The sequence below is a fragment of the Citrobacter sp. Igbk 17 genome (assembly GCF_028069775.1).
In the GTDB taxonomy this organism is placed as follows: Bacteria; Pseudomonadota; Gammaproteobacteria; order Enterobacterales; family Enterobacteriaceae; genus Citrobacter.
The window spans coordinates 28,728-49,941 of record NZ_JANEWI010000013.1 but is presented as its reverse complement, the minus strand read 5'-3'; the positions used below and the strand labels follow the sequence as shown (position 1 = coordinate 49,941).

At 52.3% G+C, this 21,214-nt stretch carries 21 protein-coding genes; 11 read left to right on the top strand and 10 right to left on the bottom strand.

The window, feature by feature from the left end; genetic code table 11:
- Positions 1-14: 14 nt before the first annotated feature.
- From recF to dnaA, 3 genes are all read right to left on the bottom strand, one after another.
- Positions 15-1,088: a DNA replication/repair protein RecF gene (gene recF / locus NNO08_RS10025; protein ID WP_271441438.1), complete on the bottom strand. Its 1,074-nt coding sequence runs from the start codon at positions 1,086-1,088 to the stop codon at positions 15-17.
- Between the two features lie 148 nt (positions 1,089-1,236).
- Positions 1,237-2,337 carry a DNA polymerase III subunit beta gene (gene dnaN, locus NNO08_RS10020; protein ID WP_137382192.1) on the bottom strand — a complete coding sequence of 367 codons (1,101 nt, stop codon included), beginning with the start codon at positions 2,335-2,337 and terminating at the stop codon, positions 1,237-1,239.
- Between the two features lie 4 nt (positions 2,338-2,341).
- The gene (gene dnaA / locus NNO08_RS10015) at positions 2,342-3,745 is read right to left on the bottom strand and encodes a chromosomal replication initiator protein DnaA (protein ID WP_271456645.1); all 1,404 of its coding nucleotides are present in this window, start codon (positions 3,743-3,745) and stop codon (positions 2,342-2,344) included.
- A 222-nt stretch (positions 3,746-3,967) separates the two neighbouring features.
- On the opposite strand from dnaA, the gene NNO08_RS23195 reads away from it, so the two are divergent.
- The 10 genes from NNO08_RS23195 (at position 3,968) to NNO08_RS09970 (ending at position 11,996) form a co-directional block, all read left to right on the top strand.
- Positions 3,968-4,123 (top strand): hypothetical protein, encoded by a 156-nt coding sequence (locus NNO08_RS23195; protein ID WP_423244543.1) that lies wholly within the window; start codon positions 3,968-3,970, stop codon positions 4,121-4,123.
- Positions 4,124-4,351: 228 nt separating this feature from the next.
- Positions 4,352-4,492, top strand: a complete 141-nt coding sequence (rpmH, locus tag NNO08_RS10010) for a 50S ribosomal protein L34 (protein WP_003023858.1) — start codon at positions 4,352-4,354, stop codon at positions 4,490-4,492.
- Between the two features lie 17 nt (positions 4,493-4,509).
- A complete protein-coding gene (gene rnpA / locus NNO08_RS10005) occupies positions 4,510-4,869 on the top strand; it encodes a ribonuclease P protein component (protein WP_003844432.1) in 360 nt (119 codons plus the stop codon).
- Entirely contained in the window at positions 4,833-5,090 is a 258-nt protein-coding gene (gene yidD, locus NNO08_RS10000) for a membrane protein insertion efficiency factor YidD (protein ID WP_003023846.1), read from the top strand. Before rnpA ends, yidD begins: the two co-directional genes overlap by 37 nt.
- A gap of 2 nt (positions 5,091-5,092) precedes the next feature.
- Entirely contained in the window at positions 5,093-6,739 is a 1,647-nt protein-coding gene (gene yidC / locus NNO08_RS09995) for a membrane protein insertase YidC (RefSeq protein ID WP_048213774.1), read from the top strand.
- A gap of 105 nt (positions 6,740-6,844) precedes the next feature.
- Positions 6,845-8,209: a tRNA uridine-5-carboxymethylaminomethyl(34) synthesis GTPase MnmE gene (mnmE, locus tag NNO08_RS09990; RefSeq protein ID WP_271441439.1), complete on the top strand. Its 1,365-nt coding sequence runs from the start codon at positions 6,845-6,847 to the stop codon at positions 8,207-8,209.
- 164 nt (positions 8,210-8,373) lie between these two features.
- Entirely contained in the window at positions 8,374-9,555 is a 1,182-nt protein-coding gene (locus tag NNO08_RS09985; RefSeq protein ID WP_271441440.1) for an MFS transporter, read from the top strand.
- On the top strand, positions 9,524-10,483 hold the full coding sequence (gene yidZ, locus NNO08_RS09980) for an HTH-type transcriptional regulator YidZ (RefSeq protein ID WP_101742130.1): 960 nt from the start codon (positions 9,524-9,526) through the stop codon (positions 10,481-10,483). The genes NNO08_RS09985 and yidZ overlap by 32 nt, the downstream gene beginning before the upstream one ends.
- A 166-nt stretch (positions 10,484-10,649) precedes the next feature.
- Positions 10,650-11,399 (top strand): 4'-phosphopantetheinyl transferase family protein, encoded by a 750-nt coding sequence (locus NNO08_RS09975; protein WP_271449743.1) that lies wholly within the window; start codon positions 10,650-10,652, stop codon positions 11,397-11,399.
- Positions 11,400-11,429: 30 nt separating this feature from the next.
- Entirely contained in the window at positions 11,430-11,996 is a 567-nt protein-coding gene (locus tag NNO08_RS09970; RefSeq protein ID WP_003827046.1) for an NADPH-dependent FMN reductase, read from the top strand.
- A 56-nt stretch (positions 11,997-12,052) separates the two neighbouring features.
- Here the strand turns inward: NNO08_RS09970 and adeP are convergent, their stop codons facing one another.
- Entirely contained in the window at positions 12,053-13,390 is a 1,338-nt protein-coding gene (gene adeP / locus NNO08_RS09965; RefSeq protein ID WP_271449742.1) for an adenine permease AdeP, read from the bottom strand.
- Between the two features lie 167 nt (positions 13,391-13,557).
- On the opposite strand from adeP, the gene yieH reads away from it, so the two are divergent.
- Positions 13,558-14,223: a 6-phosphogluconate phosphatase gene (yieH, locus tag NNO08_RS09960; protein WP_271441444.1), complete on the top strand. Its 666-nt coding sequence runs from the start codon at positions 13,558-13,560 to the stop codon at positions 14,221-14,223.
- A gap of 123 nt (positions 14,224-14,346) precedes the next feature.
- Here yieH and phoU read toward each other — a convergent pair whose 3' ends face one another.
- The 6 genes from phoU to glmS form a co-directional block, all read right to left on the bottom strand.
- The gene (gene phoU, locus NNO08_RS09955) at positions 14,347-15,072 is read right to left on the bottom strand and encodes a phosphate signaling complex protein PhoU (RefSeq protein ID WP_006687755.1); all 726 of its coding nucleotides are present in this window, start codon (positions 15,070-15,072) and stop codon (positions 14,347-14,349) included.
- Positions 15,073-15,096: 24 nt separating this feature from the next.
- Positions 15,097-15,870, bottom strand: coding sequence for a phosphate ABC transporter ATP-binding protein PstB (pstB, locus tag NNO08_RS09950; protein ID WP_003023821.1), 774 nt, complete (start codon positions 15,868-15,870; stop codon positions 15,097-15,099).
- A gap of 46 nt (positions 15,871-15,916) precedes the next feature.
- A complete protein-coding gene (gene pstA / locus NNO08_RS09945; RefSeq protein ID WP_271441445.1) occupies positions 15,917-16,807 on the bottom strand; it encodes a phosphate ABC transporter permease PstA in 891 nt (296 codons plus the stop codon).
- Positions 16,807-17,766, bottom strand: coding sequence for a phosphate ABC transporter permease PstC (gene pstC, locus NNO08_RS09940; RefSeq protein ID WP_048213782.1), 960 nt, complete (start codon positions 17,764-17,766; stop codon positions 16,807-16,809). The genes pstA and pstC overlap by 1 nt, the downstream gene beginning before the upstream one ends.
- Before the next feature lie 128 nt (positions 17,767-17,894).
- Positions 17,895-18,935, bottom strand: a complete 1,041-nt coding sequence (gene pstS, locus NNO08_RS09935) for a phosphate ABC transporter substrate-binding protein PstS (RefSeq protein WP_005121464.1) — start codon at positions 18,933-18,935, stop codon at positions 17,895-17,897.
- A gap of 333 nt (positions 18,936-19,268) precedes the next feature.
- A complete protein-coding gene (glmS, locus tag NNO08_RS09930) occupies positions 19,269-21,098 on the bottom strand; it encodes a glutamine--fructose-6-phosphate transaminase (isomerizing) (protein WP_005121462.1) in 1,830 nt (609 codons plus the stop codon).
- Positions 21,099-21,214 lie beyond the last annotated feature (116 nt).

Below are 21,214 nucleotides of genomic sequence, written 5' to 3'. Positions count from 1 at the left end.
CATTTTATCTTGGGTTAATCCGTTATTTTACCCTTTTCCACGGTAAACATCTTCGAATTTTCATCGGACATGTCTATAACGTGTTCAGCGCTGATTGCGCTGACAAAGACCTGAGATTGCGTGGCTTTTAAGCGGCTGGCCAGCAGCCCGCGACGCGCATCATCCAGTTCAGAGGCAAAATCATCTATCAGGTACAGGCAGCGCCGTCCGCTTTCACGGGTCAGGAACTCCCCTTGCGCCAGACGTAAGGCGCACATCAGCAGCTTTAGCTGCCCACGCGACAACGTATCTTCCACCGGCGCACCGTCGGCACGAATGCGGAAATCCGCCTTGTGCGGACCGTGCGCGGTGTAGGTCAACATGCGGTCGCGTTCAAAACTGCGTTCCAGCACCTCAGCATAATCTGTCTCCTTCTCCCAGCCACGCTGGAAAGAGAACGAGAGAGAGAATTCGGGAAGAAACTGCTGGCAGGTATCTGCCATATCCTGCGCGATACCCGCGCTGTACTCCGCGCGCCAGGTGCTGATTTGTTCCGCCAGCGGGATAAGTTCTCTATCCCACGGGCGCAGTTGCTCATAACGACTCACCTGGCGCAGTGCCGCATTGCGCTGCTTGAGCAGTCGCTTCAGGTTGCTCCAGGCGGTGAAAAATCCAGCTTCATTGTGAAAGCATCCCCAGTCAAGGAACGCTCTTCTGTATTTGGGGCCGCCGTTGAGTAAAGTAAACCCTTCAGGCGTTATCAGCTGCATCGGCATCAGATGCGCCAGTTCTGCGACCTTATGCCCGTCAGTGCCATCAATGCGTACTTTACTGTCGCCCTGTTTGTCTTTCGTCAGGCCAATCGAGGTCTCGCGTTCCTCACCCTGTAAACGCCCGTGGAGGACAAACGATTCCTGCTCGTGGCGAATCACACGGCCAATCTGCAAACTGCGAAACGCCCGGCCATGGCCGAGTGTATAGATGGCTTCCAGCACACTGGTTTTGCCGCTGCCGTTCGCGCCAACCAGGAAGTTAAAGCCAGGGGATAAAGCGAGATCCGCGTTTTCGATATTGCGGAAGTCTTTGATTAGTAGTCGGGATAGCGACATATCAACTCGTCATCATTCAAGGGGCGTGGGTGTCGCAGCCAGTTCGTCTACCGCCAGCGCGCAGAAAGCGGAGCGTACACGAAGTACGTGAGCATTTCGAGCACTGCCGGAAGGCGAAATGGCAAGTAAACCAGCCCCTTTGCAGATTCTACAATCTCATAGGCATGACGACATAGGCTGCGGATTGTGACGCTGCATCTTCAATCTGTACGCTCGATACGGAATCGGTCAGCATAATGCGCACATTTTCGCACTTCAGCGCATTAAGTACGTCCAGCACGTAGCTGACGTTAAAACCGATTTCCAGTTCAGTGCCCGGATAGGTGACGTCGAGGATCTCTTCCGCCTCTTCCTGTTCCGGGTTGTTGGCCGTGATTTTGAGCTGATTTTCACTGACATACAGACGCACGCCGCGGAATTTCTCGTTAGAAAGAATTGCCGCTCGGGCAAACGCCTGTTTGAGAATATCGCAGCCCGCCTCCAGATGTTTGTCCGGGTTCTTCGGCAGTACACGACGGTAATCCGGGAAGCGGCCATCCACCAGTTTGGAGGTAAAGATGAAATCGCCCACGTGTGCGCGAATGTTATTGCTGCCGATCTGCACACGCAGCGGATTGTCGCCGCCGTCGAGCATACGCATCAATTCAATCACACCTTTACGCGGTACGATCACCGAATGGTTAGGCAGAGACTGACCAACCGGCATAGAACAAACAGCCAGACGGTGACCATCGGTCGCCACGGTACGCAGCTCTTCGCCTTCAGTTTCAAACAACATACCGTTTAAGTAATAACGCACGTCCTGATGCGCCATTGAGAACTGCGTGGCTTCAATCAGACGCTTCATCGTTGCCTGCGGCAAGGTGAATTCGACTTCGCTCTGCCAGTCATCCAGATTCGGAAAGTCAGCAGCAGGTAATGTGGACAGCGAGAAACGGCTGCGGCCAGAACGCACCAGCATACGGTCGCCTTCCAGTTGAACGGCAATTTCCGCACCTTCCGGCAACCCACGACAAATGTCGAAGAATTTACGCGCCGGAACGGTGGTTGCACCAGGCTCATGAGCCTGGATCAGCGCCACGCGTGCCACCATCTCCATTTCGAGATCGGTACCGGTCAGAGAAAGCGTTCCATCCGCAACCTGTAGCAACAGGTTTCCGAGGATCGGCAGTGTAGGACGACCACCCAGCGGGCCGCTGACCTGCTGAAGCGGTTTTAATAAATGTTCACGTTCAACGGTAAATTTCATAGCGTCACGAAGATAATGTTCTGATTAAATTGGAGAAATCTTCTTTAATATCATGGCTTTCTTCACGCAACTGCTCAATCTTGCGACAGGCATGAAGCACGGTAGTATGGTCACGCCCACCAAACGCATCGCCAATTTCCGGCAGACTGTGGTTAGTGAGCTCTTTTGCCAGCGCCATCGCCATCTGGCGCGGACGAGCTACCGAGCGAGATCGACGCTTAGAAAGCAGATCCGCAATTTTGATTTTGTAATACTCCGCCACCGTCTTTTGAATATTGTCGATGGTGACCAGTTTTTCCTGCAATGCCAGCAAATCGCGCAGTGCTTCACGCACGAAATCGATAGTAATCGCCCGGCCAGTAAAGTTAGCGTTGGCGATCACGCGGTTCAGTGCGCCTTCCAGTTCACGCACGTTAGAGCGTAGGCGCTTGGCAATAAAGAACGCCACCTCACCCGGCAGACGAATGTCGTTTTCATCTGCTTTTTTCATCAGGATCGCTACGCGCGTCTCCAGTTCAGGCGGTTCGATCGCGACGGTCAGCCCCCAGCCGAAGCGGGATTTCAGACGATCTTCAACGCCGTTGATCTCCTTCGGATAGCGATCCGATGTCAGGATGATCTGCTGATTACCTTCCAGCAGGGCATTAAAGGTGTGGAAAAATTCTTCCTGCGAACGTTCTTTATTGGCAAAGAATTGAATATCGTCAATCAGCAACGCATCAACGGAACGGTAATAGCGTTTAAACTCTTCGATCGCATTGTTTTGCAGGGCTTTAACCATGTCCTGCACAAAACGCTCGGAGTGCATATACACCACTTTTGCGTTCGGCTTACGCGCCATAATACCGTTACCTACAGCGTGCAGCAGGTGGGTTTTACCCAGACCTGTACCACCATAAAGGAATAACGGATTGTAGGCGCCGCCAGGATTGTCCGCCACCTGACGTGCCGCCGCGCGCGCCAGTTGGTTAGATTTACCTTCAACGAAGTTATCAAACGTATGTTTGACGTTGACGTTAGAGCGATAGGTAGGTTCTGCCGGGGCTGGTACGTTATCCCAGCCGGGACGCGCCGCCGGAGCGGCTCGTTGCGGTTGCACTTGTTGAGCCACATGCGCAGGTGTAACGATGTTATTCACCGGCGTCTTCAGCGTTTGCGTGACAGGTTTAGTGCCAACCTCAAAACGCAGCTGTGGGGCATCTGCTCCGCAGAAACTATTCAGCAATCCATTAATATTATTGAGGTATTTATCCCTTACCCAATCGAGCACAAAACGGTTTGGCGCATACAAAGCCAGCGTGTTATCGCTCAGTTCCGCCTGCAACGGGCGTATCCACATACTGAATTCTGTGGCTGGTAACTCATCCTGCAATCGGGCAAGACACTGCTGCCAAAGCGAAAGTGACACGGCGGACTCCACTCGAACAAAAGTCGATAAATGACAAAGGCTGAAACATTCATGATTGTTGACGCACATCGACAAGACCCTATGCAAAGGGTGACGTGCGAATTGCTATCTGCAATTTTTACCCGATCAGGATCCAATGAAACGATCAGGACCGCGGATCATAGCGTAAACTGAGAAAGAGATCTTCTGTTTCTCACAGATTCTTCCCGATTTATCCACAGGATGATCCAGAATCGGCTAAGTGTAAACGATCCTGGAGAAGTGCTGCAGGTTTTCGCGCGCATATTGAAAAAATTAATGAGTAAAGATGCTTTACTGCTTAAACGATCTAATAAAGATCCCGAGCGATCCTTGCGCTTTATCCACCAGCCCGTATAATTCTTACCCCCAGCGAGTAACGGTCGCCTTACGGCGTCAACGCTGCCTGTTTTTTACACAAAACCACGTGAAAAAAAACGGGATATAAGGAAAGAGAATTGACTCCGGAGTGTACAATTATTACAATCCGGCCTCTTTAATCACCCACACTGTGGCGTAAGTCGTTCGAAATTCGTTCGGGTATACGCAAAAGTCAGTGAATTTATTCAAGTTTAGGTAGAAATCGCCATGAAACGCACTTTTCAACCGTCTGTACTGAAGCGCAACCGTTCTCACGGCTTCCGTGCTCGTATGGCAAATAAAAATGGTCGTCAGGTTCTGGCACGTCGTCGTGCTAAAGGCCGTTCTCGTCTGACCGTTTCTAAGTAATAAAAGCTAGCCCCTGAGTGGTTAAGCTCGCATTTCCCAGGGAGTTACGTTTGTTAACTCCCACTCATTTCACATTCGTCTTCCAGCAGCCACAACGGGCTGGCACGCCGCAAATCACCATCCTCGGCCGCCTGAATTCGCTGGGGCATCCCCGTATCGGTCTTACAGTCGCCAAGAAAAATGTTAAACGTGCGCATGAACGTAATCGGATTAAACGTCTGACGCGTGAAAGCTTTCGTTTACGTCAGCACGAGCTTCCAGCAATGGATTTCGTGGTGGTGGCTAAAAAAGGGGTTGCCGACCTCGATAACCGTGCTCTCTCGGAAGCGTTGGAAAAATTATGGCGTCGCCATTGTCGCCTGGCTCGCGGGTCCTGATAGCCCTCATTCGGGTCTATCAACGCCTTATCAGTCCGCTGCTTGGGCCGCATTGCCGTTTCACTCCAACCTGTTCGAGCTACGGAATTGAGGCATTGCGCAGGTTTGGAGTGATAAAAGGCAGTTGGTTGACGGTGAAACGCGTATTAAAATGCCACCCTTTACACCCTGGTGGTGACGATCCCGTCCCGCCCGGACCATTTGATACCAGAGAACACTAACGATGGATTCGCAACGCAATCTTTTAGTCATCGCTTTGCTGTTCGTGTCTTTCATGATCTGGCAAGCTTGGGAGCAGGATAAAAATCCGCAACCTCAGGCCCAACAGACCACGCAGACAACGACCACCGCAGCGGGTAGCGCCGCCGACCAGGGCGTACCGGCCAGTGGCCAGGGGAAACTGATTACGGTTAAAACTGACGTGCTTGATCTGACCATCAACACCCGTGGTGGTGATGTGGAACAGGCTTCACTGCCAGCGTACCCGAAAGAACTGGGTTCAACCGAACCGTTCCAGTTACTGGAAACCACGCCACAGTTCATCTACCAGGCACAAAGTGGCCTGACAGGTCGTGACGGCCCGGATAATCCGGCTAACGGCCCGCGTCCGCTGTACAACGTCGAAAAAGACGCCTTTGTACTGGCTGATGGTCAGAACGAACTGCAGATCCCGATGACATATACTGACGCAGCGGGTAACACATTCACGAAGACGTTTGTCCTCAAACGTGGTGAATATGCTGTCAACGTTAACTACAGCGTGCAGAACGCCGGCGAGAAACCGCTGGAAGTCTCCACCTTTGGTCAGTTGAAGCAATCCATCAATCTGCCCTCTCATCGCGACACCGGTAGCAGCAACTTTGCACTGCATACCTTCCGTGGCGCAGCGTACTCCACGCCTGATGAGAAGTATGAGAAATACAAATTCGACACCATTGCTGATAACGAAAACCTGAACGTCAATGCTAAAGACGGCTGGGTTGCAATGCTGCAACAGTATTTCGCAACGGCATGGGTTCCGCGTAACGACGGCACCAATAATTTCTACACCGCTAATCTGGGTAATGGCATTGCCGCTATCGGTTATAAATCTCAGCCGGTACTGGTACAGCCAGGTCAGACTGGCGCGATGACCAGCACCCTATGGGTCGGCCCGGAAATTCAGGATAAAATGGCGGCCGTTGCACCGCACCTGGATCTGACAGTGGATTACGGCTGGTTGTGGTTTATCTCTCAGCCGCTGTTCAAACTGCTGAAGTGGATCCATAGCTTCCTGGGTAACTGGGGCTTCTCCATCATCGTTATCACCTTTATCGTTCGTGGCATCATGTACCCGCTGACCAAAGCGCAGTACACCTCCATGGCGAAGATGCGTATGCTGCAGCCGAAGATTCAGGCAATGCGTGAGCGTCTGGGCGATGACAAACAGCGTCAGAGCCAGGAAATGATGGCCCTGTACAAAGCTGAGAAGGTTAACCCGCTGGGTGGCTGCTTCCCGCTGATCATCCAGATGCCAATCTTCCTGGCGTTGTACTACATGCTGATGGGCTCCATTGAACTGCGCCATGCGCCGTTCGCACTGTGGATCCATGACCTGTCTGCACAGGACCCGTACTACATCCTGCCGATCCTGATGGGCGTGACGATGTTCTTCATCCAGAAGATGTCTCCGACCACCGTGACCGACCCGATGCAGCAGAAGATCATGACCTTTATGCCGGTCATCTTCACCGTGTTCTTCCTGTGGTTCCCATCAGGTCTGGTGCTGTACTATATCGTCAGCAACCTGGTAACCATTATTCAGCAACAGCTGATTTACCGTGGTCTGGAGAAACGTGGCCTGCATAGCCGCGAGAAGAAAAACTCCTGATTCGGTGTAGGCCGGATTAGGCGAAACCGCCATCCGGCAAACGGAACATAAAGCAAAGGGCGGTCATTAGACCGCCTTTTTTATTGCATGACAAAGAGACATATCATGAGCCATAACGACACCATCGTCGCTCAGGCAACCCCACCGGGACGTGGTGGTGTGGGTATTCTGCGCATCTCCGGCCTGAAAGCCCGCGAGGTCGCCGAAACCGTACTGGGTAAACTGCCAAAACCGCGTTATGCCGACTACCTGCCATTTAAAGACGCGGATGGCAGCGTGCTGGATCAGGGGATTGCGCTGTGGTTCCCTGGCCCGAACTCCTTTACCGGTGAAGACGTCTTAGAGCTTCAGGGTCACGGCGGTCCGGTCATTCTCGATCTGCTGCTTAAACGTATTCTGACCATTCCCGGCCTGCGCATTGCCAGACCGGGTGAGTTCTCCGAGCGCGCATTTCTTAACGATAAGCTCGATTTAGCCCAGGCTGAAGCAATTGCCGATCTGATCGACGCCAGCTCTGAGCAGGCGGCACGCTCGGCGCTAAATTCCTTACAGGGTGCGTTTTCTGCACGAGTCAATCATCTTGTGGAAGCACTCACTCACCTGCGCATCTATGTGGAGGCTGCGATTGATTTTCCTGATGAGGAAATTGACTTCCTGTCTGACGGCAAGATTGAAGCCCAGCTCAATAGCGTAATAGCCGATCTTGATGCCGTGCGTGCCGAAGCCCGTCAGGGCAGCCTGCTACGCGAAGGCATGAAAGTGGTGATTGCCGGGCGTCCTAACGCCGGTAAGTCAAGTCTGTTGAACGCCCTCGCTGGCCGTGAAGCAGCTATTGTCACCGATATCGCCGGCACCACCCGCGACGTGCTGCGTGAGCATATCCATATCGACGGTATGCCGTTGCACATCATCGATACCGCCGGTCTGCGCGACGCCAGTGACGAAGTTGAACGCATTGGTATTGAACGCGCCTGGCAGGAGATCGAACAGGCTGACCGCGTACTGTTTATGGTTGATGGCACCACCACCGACGCAGTTGACCCGGCAGATATCTGGCCAGACTTTATTGCGCGTTTACCTGCAAAACTGCCGATTACCGTCGTGCGTAACAAAGCGGATATCACGGGTGAAACGCTGGGTCTCAGCGAAGTAAATGGCCACTCACTGGTTCGCCTCTCTGCGCGTACCGGCGAAGGTGTTGACGTACTGCGCAACCATCTCAAACAGAGCATGGGCTTTGAAACCAATATGGAAGGCGGCTTCCTGGCGCGTCGTCGTCATCTGCAGGCACTGGCAGAAGCAGCGGAACATCTTCAGCAGGGTAAAGCGCAGCTATTAGGAGCATGGGCCGGAGAGTTGTTAGCAGAGGAGTTGCGCCTTGCACAGCAAAACCTCAGTGAGATAACTGGAGAATTTACTTCCGACGATCTGCTGGGGCGGATTTTCTCCAGCTTCTGTATTGGTAAATAACGATGTGTTACCCGGTGGCACGATGCTTACCGGGCCTACAGGCCCCGTAGGCCGGATACGGCAACAAGTGATTTCCCATAAGGAAATCACTGTTGTCCAAATGGCAACTCGCACAGGCATTCCTCTCCCCGTATTCTTAGCGCCACTTTCCTGATGAGGTCGCTATGACACGCTTTCTAATCTGCAGTTTTGCCCTGGTTCTCCTTTATCCCGCCGGGATTGATATGTATCTGGTGGGATTGCCCCGTATTGCTGCCGATTTACAAGCCAGCGAGGCTCAGTTGCATATCGCGTTCTCGGTCTACCTGGCGGGGATGGCGACGGCAATGTTGTTCGCCGGTAAAATTGCTGACCAGTCGGGTCGTAAACCGGTCGCCATTGTCGGTGCGGTGATCTTTATTATCGCCTCGGCCTTATGTTCATTCGCCGAGAGCGGTACGCCGTTCCTGGTCGGCCGTTTTGTTCAGGGCATCGGGGCAGGTTGCTGCTACGTGGTGGCCTTCGCCATCCTGCGCGATACACTCGACGATCGCCGCCGTGCGAAGGTGCTGTCGCTGCTAAACGGTATCACTTGTATCGTGCCGGTACTGGCTCCGGTGATGGGGCATCTGATTATGCTCAAATACCCCTGGCAGAGCCTGTTCTACACGATGATGGGTATGGGTGTGGTCGTTTGCCTGCTATCAGTGTTTATCCTGCGAGAATCGCGCCCAACGACGCTCCCGGCATCTGTGCAAAAGAACCAAACTACCGAATCACTGGTAAACCGCTTTTTCCTTAGCCGCCTGGCAATTACCACCCTCAGTGTGTCGGTCATCCTGACCTTTGTGAATACCTCTCCGGTGCTGCTGATGGAGGTGATGGGTTTTGACCGCGGTGAGTACGCCACGACAATGGCGATGACCGCGGGTGTCAGTATGGCAGTCTCCTTCTCAACGCCATTCGCACTGAGCATTTTTAAACCCCGCATCCTGATGCTGACTTCACAGGTATTGTTCCTGGCAGCGGGCATCGTGTTAACCCTTGCCAGTACGCACGCTGTAACGTTGTTCGGGTTAACCTTAATCTGCGCCGGATTCTCAGTCGGTTTCGGCGTTGCCATGAGCCAGGCGCTGGGGCCATTCTCGCTGCGCGCAGGCGTCGCCAGCTCGGCATTAGGCATTGCCCAGGTTTGCGGTTCATCGTTATGGATTTGGTTGGCCGCCATCCTCGGTCTCGATGCGCTGAATATGCTGATCGGGATTCTGATTGGCTGTAGCATAGTGAGTATCATGCTGATTATCACTGTTGCACCAAACCGGTCCACGCCAACTCATGAAGAAATCCCTCAGCAGTCTCGATCTTAATTTACTGCTCTGCCTGCAGTTGTTGATGCAGGAACGCAGTGTCACTAAAACCGCCAAACGGATGAACGTCACGCCGTCGGCGGTCAGCAAATCGCTGTCGAAGCTGAGGGCCTGGTTTGACGATCCGTTGTTTGTTAACACCCCGCTGGGGCTAACACCAACGCCGCTGATGCTCAACATGGAACAGAGCCTGGCGGAGTGGATGCAGATGGGCAATCAATTGCTCGATAAGCCACACCATGAAGCACCACGTGGGCTGAAGTTTGATTTGGTGGCTGAAACGCCGCTGGTGATGATCATGTTTAACGCGCTCTCCCAACAGATCTACCAGCGTTATCCACAGGCAACGATCAAAGTGCGCAACTGGGATTACGATTCGCTGGATGCCATTATCCGTGGCGAGGTCGATATCGGCTTTACCGGGCGTGAAAGTCACCCGCGCTCACGAGAATTGCTGAGTCTGCTACCGTTATCGATCGACCACGAGGTCCTGTTTTCCGATCTCCCCTGCGTCTGGTTACGTGAAGACCATCCGGCATTGCAGGAAGAGTGGAATCTGGAAACATTCCTGCGCTATCCCCATATCAGCATTAGCTGGGAGCAGAGCGACACCTGGGCACTGGACGATGTGCTTCAGGAGATGGGGCGTGCGCGTAACATCGCATTGTGTCTCCCGGGCTTTGAGCAATCGCTGTTTATGGCCGCGCAGCCCGATCACGCATTAATAGCCACCGCCCCGGTCTATTGTCAGCGTTACAACCAACTCCACCAGCTTCCGCTCGTGGCACGTCCAATGCCTTTTGATGCTGCGCAACTGGAAAAAATGCGCGTACCGTTCACCCTCCTTTGGCATAAACGCAACAGCCACAATCCTAAGATCGTATGGCTGAAAGAGACGATCAAGGCACTCTATCGCGAGATGTCATGAAGATCCTTTGCTATATTGTTGTTTTATTGACCTCCCTGGCTGTGGAAATGTAAATGTCGCGTAATGTATCCCGATTCCGTTTACTTTTTGGGCAGTAAAGCCTGCCTATAAGCTGCGTAAATGTTACTCTGATAATAATCACGGACCATTAATCACGGAGCGAAAAATGGCGACACATTTTGCCAGAGGGATTCTTACGGAGGGACACCTGGTTTCAGTTCGTCTCCCTACTCCATGTCATTTTGAAGCAAGAAATCTCCCCACTCACCGCCGAACACGCTTTCTGGCCTCCCGAAGCCTTCTCGCTGAACTGATGTTTATGCTTTACGGCACCAGCACATTGCCTGAGATTGTTACCGAGGCGAAAGGGAAACCCATTTTTCGCGATAAAAACCTGCCTGGTTTTTCGATTTCCTATGCCGGGAATATCGTCGGCGTCGCGATTACTACAGAGGGTTCATGCGGCCTGGATATGGAGCTTCAGCGAGCAACCCGCGGGTTCCATACCCCGAATGCTACAGAAACCTACCGCTTTTCCAGCAACGAAAATCTGTGGATCAATAACCAAAACGACCCCAATGAAGCACGTGCTCAACTCATTACGTTACGCCAGAGCGTTCTCAAGCTCACTGGCGACGTGTGCAATGACGATCCACGTGAACTCCAGCTATTACCGGGTGCGGGCCGTCTGAGATGTGCTCACGTTACGCAGATAGAAGCCATTTGCGATGCCGAAGATGTGCTGGTGTGGTCGGTCGCGGTCACGCCAACCATTGAAAAACTCAAGGTTTGGGAGTTTGATGGTAAACAGGACTGGAAAAGCTTGCCTGATATCCAGACCCGCGCGAATGAGCCAACGGGTCGCCTGATCCGGTTTTCACAATTATCCGCAGCAAAAAGCCATACGCTTAACTGATTTGACCTTCATGATGAAACAGGAGTAACCATGTCTGAAACATTGAATGTTGTTACGTTACTGGGGAGCCTGCGCAAGGGTTCGTTTAATGGAATGGTTGCCCGTACGCTGCCAAAAATTGCCCCCGCGGGGATGGAAGTGAATGCGTTACCGTCGATTGGGGATATTCCTCTGTACGATGCCGACCTTCAGCAGGAAGAGGGGTTTCCGGCAAGTGTAGAAGCGCTGGCGGAACAAATCAGGAAGGCTGATGGCGTCGTTATCGTCACGCCGGAATACAACTATTCTGTTCCTGGCGGGCTGAAAAACGCCATCGACTGGCTGTCTCGTCTGCCCGATCAACCATTATCAGGCAAGCCAGTACTGATCCAAACCAGCTCAATGGGCGCCATTGGCGGCGCTCGCTGTCAGTATCATCTGCGCCAAATTCTGGTATTCCTCGATGCGATGGTGATGAACAAGCCAGAGTTTATGGGCGGCGTTATTCAGAATAAAGTAGACCCGCAGACCGGCGAAGTGATCGACCAAAGCACGCTGGACCATCTGACTGGCCAACTGACCGCGTTCGGTGATTATATTCAGCGCGTAAAAGCGTAAAAGAAAAAGCCCAGCGATATGCTGGGCTTTTTTTGCTATGGTCGAATAGACAGCGATTAATGCGCGTCGATAAACACAATCTTCAACACAAACAGCAGCGCAACAACGATGACGCACGGGCTGAGATCGCGGAAACGGCCAGTACCAATTTTCATCACGCAGTAGGAAATAAAGCCCAGCGCGATGCCTTCAGTGATGGAGAAGCTAAACGGCATCATCACAGCGGTAATAAACGCCGGAACAGCTTCAGTCAGATCATCCCACTTCACGCGCGACAGGCTGGACGTCATCAATACGCCCACGTAAATCAGCGCACCCGCTGCGGCATAGCCCGGCACCATTCCCGCCAACGGTGACAGGAAGATAACCAGCAGGAACAGCAGACCGACAACCACGGCTGTCAGACCTGTACGTCCACCGACAGAAACCCCGGAAGAGGATTCAATATATGCGGTAACGGAAGAAGTGCCGATAAACGCACCGGTAACAGACGACACGCTATCGACAAACAGAGCCTGCTTCATGCGCGGGAACTTGCCCTTGGCATCTGCCAAACCCGCTTTATCTGTGACGCCAATCAACGTACCGGAGGAGTCAAACAGGTTCACCAGCATGAACGAGAAAATAACGCCCGCCAGACCAATGTTAAATGACCCCGCCAGGTCAACATGACCAATAACAGACGTGACGCTCGGCGGCGCAGAAACGATACCGCTGTAATGAACATCACCCAACATCCATCCTAACAGCGTGGTCACAATAATGGAGATCAGCACTGCCGCGTGAATGTTGCGTGATGCCAGAATCGCGATGATAAAGAAGCCCAGAATCCCCAACAGCACGCTATGGGAAGTCAGGTTACCGATGGAAACCAGCGTGTCTTTGTTCGCAACAATAACACCGGCATTTTTCAGCCCCATCATGCCGATGAACAGGCCGATACCACTGGTGATGCCCACGCGCAGACTGACCGGGATATTCGCAATCATCCAGTAGCGTACGCGGAAAATCGTCAGCAGCAGCAGACCAATTGCGCCCCAGAAGATCGCGCCCATACCAATCTGCCATGGCAGCCCCATCGCACCGACCACCACGAAGGCAAAGAATGCGTTCAGACCCATAGCAGGTGCCAGCGCAACCGGCAGGTTGGCAAACAGCCCCATCAGGATGCTACCAAATGCAGCAATAAGACAGGTGGTAACAAAGACGGCGCTGGTGTCCATGCCAGCTACGCCAAGAATTTGCGGGTTAACAAAAACGATATACACCATCGTCAGGAAGGTGGTTAAACCGGCGATCACTTCGGTCCGTGCCGTCGTGCCATGCTCGCGCAGTTTGAACACGCGTTCCAGCATCCCCTGGCCAGAAGCCTGGGTTGTGTGTTGTTGACTCATTATCAATTTCCGAACAAGGAGGGAAAATTCGTCGCTATCCTATACCAAAATGCGACAATAGGGTTGGGTTATGAGCAACTTTTTTCATTGATTTTGCTTATACGGCAACGATTGCGTCCCCCCAATATGCATTACGAAAACGTTAAACTTGTTAAAATGGAAATGACATGTCCCAGATAGAAGCCGTATTTTTTGACTGTGACGGTACCCTTGTCGACAGTGAAGTAATTTGTTCTCGCGCGTATGTCAGCATGTTCCAGGCGTTCGGCATTACGCTCGATCTTGAAGAGACGTTTAAACGCTTCAAGGGGGTAAAGCTCTACGAAATCATCGACATTATTAACGAAGAACACGGTGTCGAACTGGCAAAAGCCGAGTTAGAACCGGTTTACCGTGCTGAGGTCGCACGTCTGTTCGATACCGAGCTGGAAGTCATTGCTGGTGCGAACACGCTGCTGGACAGCATGGCTGTGCCAATGTGCGTGGTGTCTAACGGTCCGGTCAGCAAAATGCAGCATTCATTGGGTAAGCTGGGCATGTTGCATCATTTTCCTGATTTACTGTTCAGCGGTTATGATATTCAGCGCTGGAAGCCTGACCCGGCACTGATGTTCCATGCGGCGAAAGCGATGAACGTCAACGTTGAGAACTGTATCCTGGTCGATGACTCCAGTGCGGGTGCCCAGGCGGGGATTGCTGCAGGAATGGAGGTTTTTTACTTCTGCGCCGATCCGCACAACAAACCGATCGATCATCCTAAAGTGACGACCTTTACCGATTTGGCACAGTTGCCGGAATTGTGGAAGGCGCGGGGTTGGGATATTACGCGGTAATTTTTTGTAGGCCCGGTAAGCATGCGCCACCGGGCGAATGGCGCAGAATGCCGGATGCGGCTTAACGCCTTATCCGGCCTACAATAGCGACGCCGGGGGATCCCGGCGAACGCAACAAGCCGCTTATTCCTTCGGATCTTTACCCGCCAGCAGCTTATCCAGCTCATCCCCGCCCACGTGACGGAAATCTTGCCCCTTCACGAAGTAGAAAATGTATTCGCAGATATTCTGGCAACGGTCACCGATACGCTCGATAGAACGCGCGCAAAACAGCGCGGTCAGCACGCTTGGAATAGTGCGCGGGTCTTCCATCATGTAGGTCATCAGCTGGCGCACAATGCCTTCATATTCCTGGTCGACTTTCTTATCTTCACGGTAGATACGTACCGCTTCATCCAGATCCATACGCGCAAAGGCATCCAACACGTCGTGCAACATCTGCACGGTGTGACGGCCCAGCGACTCCAGACTGACCAACAGCGGTTGATGCTGCTGGGAGAATTTCTCCAGCGCAGTACGGCAGATTTTATCCGCGACGTCACCAATACGCTCCAGCTCAGCGATGGTTTTGATGATCGCCATCACCAGGCGCAGGTCGCTCGCTGTCGGCTGACGTTTGGCGATGATACGCACGCAGGCTTCATCAATCGCCACTTCCATCATGTTGACGTTTTTATCGCCCTCAATGACGCGCTTCGCCAGATCGCTGTCCTGATTGTGCATGGCGGTAATCGCATCAGAAAGCTGCTGCTCAACCATGCCGCCCATGGTCATCACCTGGGTACGAATGCTCTCCAGTTCAGCGTTGAACTGACCGGAAATATGTTTATTAAGGTTAAGGTTATCCATCATTTCTCCAGATGCCCGGGCATATCAACCGTAGCGGCCAGTAATGTAGTCTTCTGTTTGTTTCTTCGCGGGTTTGGTGAACAGATCGTCCGTGTTGCTGAACTCAATCAACTCGCCCAGGTACATAAACGCCGTATGGTCAGAACAACGCGCAGCCTGCTGCATGTTGTGGGTGACGATAACGACGGTGTAATCCTCTTTCAGCTCAGTGATCAGCTCTTCAATACGCCCGGTGGAGATCGGGTCAAGCGCTGAACACGGTTCATCAAGCAGAAGCACTTCCGGGCGAATGGCGATACCACGCGCAATGCACAAACGCTGCTGCTGACCACCGGAGAGAGAGTATCCGCTCTGGTGTAATTTATCTTTGGTTTCATTCCACAGTGCGGCTTTGGTCAACGCCCACTGCACGCGCTCGTCCATATCGGCACGGGAAAGCTTCTCAAACAGACGCACGCCAAACGCGATATTGTCGTAGATAGACATCGGAAACGGCGTTGGCTTCTGGAAAACCATGCCGACTTTGGCACGCAGCAGCGCGATATCCTGGGTATTGGTGAGAATATTGTCACCATCCAACAGGATTTCACCTTCCGCACGCTGCTCCGGGTACAGTTCAAACATTTTGTTGAAGGTACGCAGCAGCGTTGATTTACCACAGCCTGACGGCCCGATAAACGCCGTTACCTGGTTCTTCGCAATATCCAGGTTGATGTTCTTCAGGGCATGGAATTTGCCATAGTAGAAGTTCAAATCACGAACCTGAATCTTACCTGGGGCAGTATCAACCATACTCATTTCAATCTCTTCCTCATCCGGCGCCGCATCAGCCACGCCGTAAAAATTAACCGTGTTTCTTCTTCGCGAAAATCACGCGCGCCAGAATGTTCAGCAGCAGTACGCACAGGGTAATAATCAGTACCCCAGCCCAAGCCAGTTGCTGCCATTCAGCAAATGGGCTCATCGCAAACTTAAAGATAGTGACCGGCAGGTTGGCGATTGGCTGCATCATGTCAGTGCTCCAGAATTGGTTGGAGAGCGACGTAAACAGCAGCGGAGCCGTTTCACCAGCAATACGGGCAATTGCCAGCAGAATACCGGTAATAATGCCCGACACAGACGCCTTCAGGGTGATCGCGGAAATCATCTTCCACTTTGGTGTACCCAACGCATAGGCGGCTTCTCGCAGACTATCCGGCACCAGTTTGAGCATGTTCTCAGTGGTTCGAATAACGATAGGTACCTGCAGCAGCGCCAGCGCAATCACGCCCGCCCAGCCGGAGAAGTGTTCCATTTTTGCCACCACGATGGTGTAAACGAACAGACCGACCACAATCGATGGTGCAGACAACAGGATATCGTTGATAAAGCGGATGACTTCAGCCAGCCAGGACTTACGCCCGTATTCCGCCAGGTAGATGCCCGCCATAATACCGAGCGGTGTACCAAACACGGTCGCCCACAGAATCAACAGCCCACTCCCGGCAAGCGCGTTCGCCAGACCACCACCCGCGGTGTTCGGCGGCGGAGTCATTTCAGTGAACAGTGCCAGCGACATACCGTCAATGCCACGGGTAATCGTGGACATCAGGATCCAGATAAGCCAGAACAGACCAAATGCCATCGTCGCCATCGAGAGCGTCAGCGCGATGCGGTTCTTCAGACGGCGACGCGCCTGCATTTTACGGCGTGATTCTGCCAGTGCGGCGGTGTTTTGCATTTCCAGCGTAGCCATTAGCGTGCCCCCTCGTTTTTCGCAAGGCGCATGATCATGAACTTAGACGCTGCCAGTACGATGAAGGTGATCACAAACAGGATCAGACCCAGTTCCATCAGTGCCGCAACATGCAGACCCGATTCCGCTTCAGCAAATTCGTTTGCCAGCGCAGAGGTGATACTGTTGCCCGGCATATACAGCGATGCGCTGTCGAGTTGGTAGGTGTTACCGATGATAAAGGTCACCGCCATGGTTTCACCCAGCGCGCGGCCAAGCCCCAGCATTACGCCGCCAATCACACCGTTTTTAGTGAACGGCAGAACGATACGCCAGATAACTTCCCAGGTAGTACAGCCAATACCGTAAGCTGACTCTTTCATCAGTACCGGCGTTTGCTCGAACACATCACGCATAACCGCCGCAATGTACGGGATGATCATGATGGCGAGGATCACACCAGCAGCCAGAATACCGATACCAAATGCAGGGCCAGCAAACAGTGCGCCAACAAACGGAATGTTGGAAAGAATATTACCGACCGGCTCCTGGAAATACGTCGCAAACAACGGGGCAAAGATAAACAGACCCCACATGCCGTAAACGATACTCGGGATCGCCGCCAGCAGTTCAATAGCGATACCCAGCGGGCGTCTCAGCCAGCCAGGTGCAAGTTCCGTCAGGAACAAAGCAATACCGAAACTCACCGGAACTGCGATCAGCAGTGCGATAAGTGAGGTGACCAACGTACCGTAAATCGGTACCAGTGCGCCGTAGATATCATTTGGCGCATCCCAGTCTTTGGTCCAAAGGAATGAGAAACCAAATTTCTGGATGCTTGGCCAGGAGGAGATGATCAGAGAGACAATAATGCCACCCAACATCAATAGCACAATCAGCGCAGCCAGTTTTACCAGCGCGCTGAATATCATGTCACCCTTTTTACCCGGCGGGTTAAAAGCAGGCTTGGTTGCAGCCATAAATCACTCTTCTGTTTGAGACGTCTTACGAATATGCCCGGTGGCGCTGGCGCTTACCGGGCCTACAGGATGAACCGTAGGGCGGGAAAGCACCAGCGCCACCCGCCATCTTCGTCAAAAATATCCTGTTAGTACAGCGCTTTACCGCTGCTGTCTTTCACGTTGGTCTTCCATGCAGCACGAATCTGCTCAACCACGCTGTCCGGCAAGCTGGCGTAATCCAGGTCGTTAGCCTGTTTGCCGCCATTTTTATATGCCCAGTCAAAGAATTTCAGCACTTCAACGCCTTGCTCTGGTTTCTTCTGCTCTTTATGAACCAGGATGAAGGTGGTGGAAGTGATTGGCCACGCATTGTCACCTTTCTGGTTCGTCAGATCCTGAGCGAAGGTTTTGCTCCAGTCAGCACCTTTAGCCGCATTGGCAAAGTTTTCTTCTGTCGGGCTTACCGGTTTGCCATCAGCAGAAACCAGTTTGGTGTATGCCAGGTTGTTCTGCTTAGCATAAGCATACTCAACGTAGCCAATAGAGCCTGGCAGACGCTGTACGAACGCAGCGATACCGTCATTACCTTTACCGCCCAGACCGGTCGGCCAGTTCACAGTAGAGCCTGCGCCAATTTTAGATTTCCACTCTTCGTTCACTTTCGCCAGGTAGCTGGTGAAGACGAAGGAGGTACCGGAACCATCTGCACGACGCACAACGGCAATGTTCTGAGAAGGCAGCTTCAGACCCGGGTTCAGTTTGGTGATGGCTTCATCATCCCACTTCTTAATTTTGCCGAGGTAGATATCGCCCAAGGTTTTACCGTCAAGCACCAGTTCACCGGACTTCAGGCCAGGGATATTCACCGCCAGCACCACACCGCCGATCACTGTCGGGAACTGGAACAGGCCTTCCTGAGCCAACTTCTCGTCAGATAACGGCGCATCTGATGCACCGAAATCAACGGTATTTGCGGTAATTTGTTTTACACCACCGGAGGAGCCGATACCCTGGTAGTTTACTTTGCTACCGGTCTCTTTCTGATAAGTATCAGCCCATTTGGCATACACTGGCGCAGGAAAAGTTGCACCAGCACCTGTCAGGCTCGCTGCAGCAAAGGCAGAGAACGCGCTCATAGATAAGGTCGCGGCGACAACAGTTGCGACAGTGGTACGCATAACTTTCATAATGTCTCCTGCAAGATTTTCGTAAATCATTGTTTAGTGGCTACGATGAGCAAAATAGGACAAACAGGTGACAGTTAAATGTACGAAATATGACAGTTTTATGACAATGAAAAATAATGCGCCAGGAACAATTAAAAATCTCATAAAAACAGCAAATTAACTGATTGTACGACAATCATATTTCGGCAAAATTTTCTTTTTATGACACTGAAAACAGTAGCTGAAGATGACGGACTGTCACATAAAACAGGCGGGATAATTGATTAAAAACAGAACACGTTTAAAAAAATGCCCCGCTTTGAGCAGGGCATTTTCAGTTCAGCGAGGTATTGCTTATTCCACAGTAACCGATTTTGCCAGGTTACGCGGCTGATCCACGTCAGTACCTTTAATCAGCGCGACGTGATACGCAAGCAACTGCAGCGGAACGGTATAGAAGATCGGTGCAATCACCTCTTCCACATGCGGCATCTCGATGATGTGCATATTTTCATTACTGATAAATCCTGCATCCTGATCAGCGAAGACGTACAACTGGCCGCCACGGGCACGCACTTCTTCAATGTTGGATTTCAGTTTTTCCAGCAACTCATTGTTCGGTGCAACCACGATAACCGGCATATCAGCGTCAATCAGCGCCAGCGGACCATGCTTCAGTTCACCAGCGGCATACGCTTCTGCGTGAATATAAGAAATCTCTTTCAGCTTCAGGGCGCCTTCCAGCGCAATAGGGTACTGATCACCACGACCAAGGAACAGTGCATGGTGTTTGTCAGAGAAGTCTTCCGCCAGTGCAGCAATACGTTTGTCCTGTGACAGCATCTGCTCAATACGGCTCGGCAGCGCCTGCAACCCGTGAACAATCTCTTGTTCAATAGACGCATCCAGCCCTTTCAGACGAGACAGCTTCGCCACCAGCATCAACAGAACTGTCAGCTGGGTGGTAAATGCTTTCGTTGAGGCCACGCCGATTTCGGTCCCGGCATTTGTCATCATCGCCAGGTCAGATTCACGAACCAGAGAAGAGCCAGGAACGTTACAGATTGCCAGCGACCCCAGATAGCCCAGCTCTTTAGATAAGCGCAGACCCGCCAGGGTATCCGCCGTTTCACCGGACTGAGACAGGGTAATCATCAGACTGTTACGACGCACAGCGGATTTGCGATAACGGAACTCAGAAGCGATTTCCACATCACAGGGAATGCCAGCCAGCGACTCAAACCAGTAACGGGATACCATGCCTGAGTTGTATGACGTACCGCAGGCAATAATCTGAATATGCTCAACCTGAGACAGCAACGCGTTGGCATTAGGGCCAAGCTCACTTAAATCCACTTCGCCATGACTGATACGCCCGGTCAGCGTATTTTTAATCGCGTTCGGTTGCTCATAGATCTCTTTCTGCATGTAGTGGCGATAAATACCTTTTTCGCCCGCGTCATATTGCAGATTAGATTCAATATCCTGACGTTTTACTTCAGCGCCAGTCTTGTCAAAAATAGAGACTGAACGACGCGTTACCTCGGCGATATCACCTTCTTCCAGGAAGATAAAGCGACGGGTTACCGGCAGCAGCGCCAGCTGGTCGGAAGCGATAAAGTTTTCACCCATGCCCAGACCGATAACCAGCGGGCTACCAGAACGCGCCGCCAGCAGTGTTTCAGGATTACGGGTATCCATAATCACCGTACCGTATGCGCCGCGCAATTGCGGAATAGTACGCAGTACCGCTTCACGCAGTGTACCGCCCTGTTCCAGCTCCCAGTGCACCAGGTGAGCAATCACTTCGGTGTCCGTTTCAGATACGAAGGTGTAACCACGCGCTTTCAACATTTCACGCAGCGGTTCATGGTTTTCGATGATGCCGTTATGCACCACCACAATGTGCTCAGAAACATGCGGATGCGCGTTCGCTTCTGAAGGTTCGCCATGTGTTGCCCAGCGGGTGTGGGCGATACCCGTACCACCGTGTAACGGATGTTCTTCCGCTGCAGCAGTCAGCATCTGAACTTTACCCAGACGACGCAGACGGGTCATGTTACCTTCAGCATCAACAACAGCCAGGCCGGCTGAGTCATAACCACGATATTCCAGACGACGTAAACCTTCGAGAAGGATTTCAGCTACATCACGCTGCGCGATAGCGCCAACAATTCCACACATATTTTTTGATTCCGAATTTAGGCATTGTGCCTGTCGTTGTCGGTCAACCTGTTTCCCCTTCGTCTTTCACTCCGTAGCTACGTTGGTTACGCTTGCTACAGCACGAAAAACTTTGG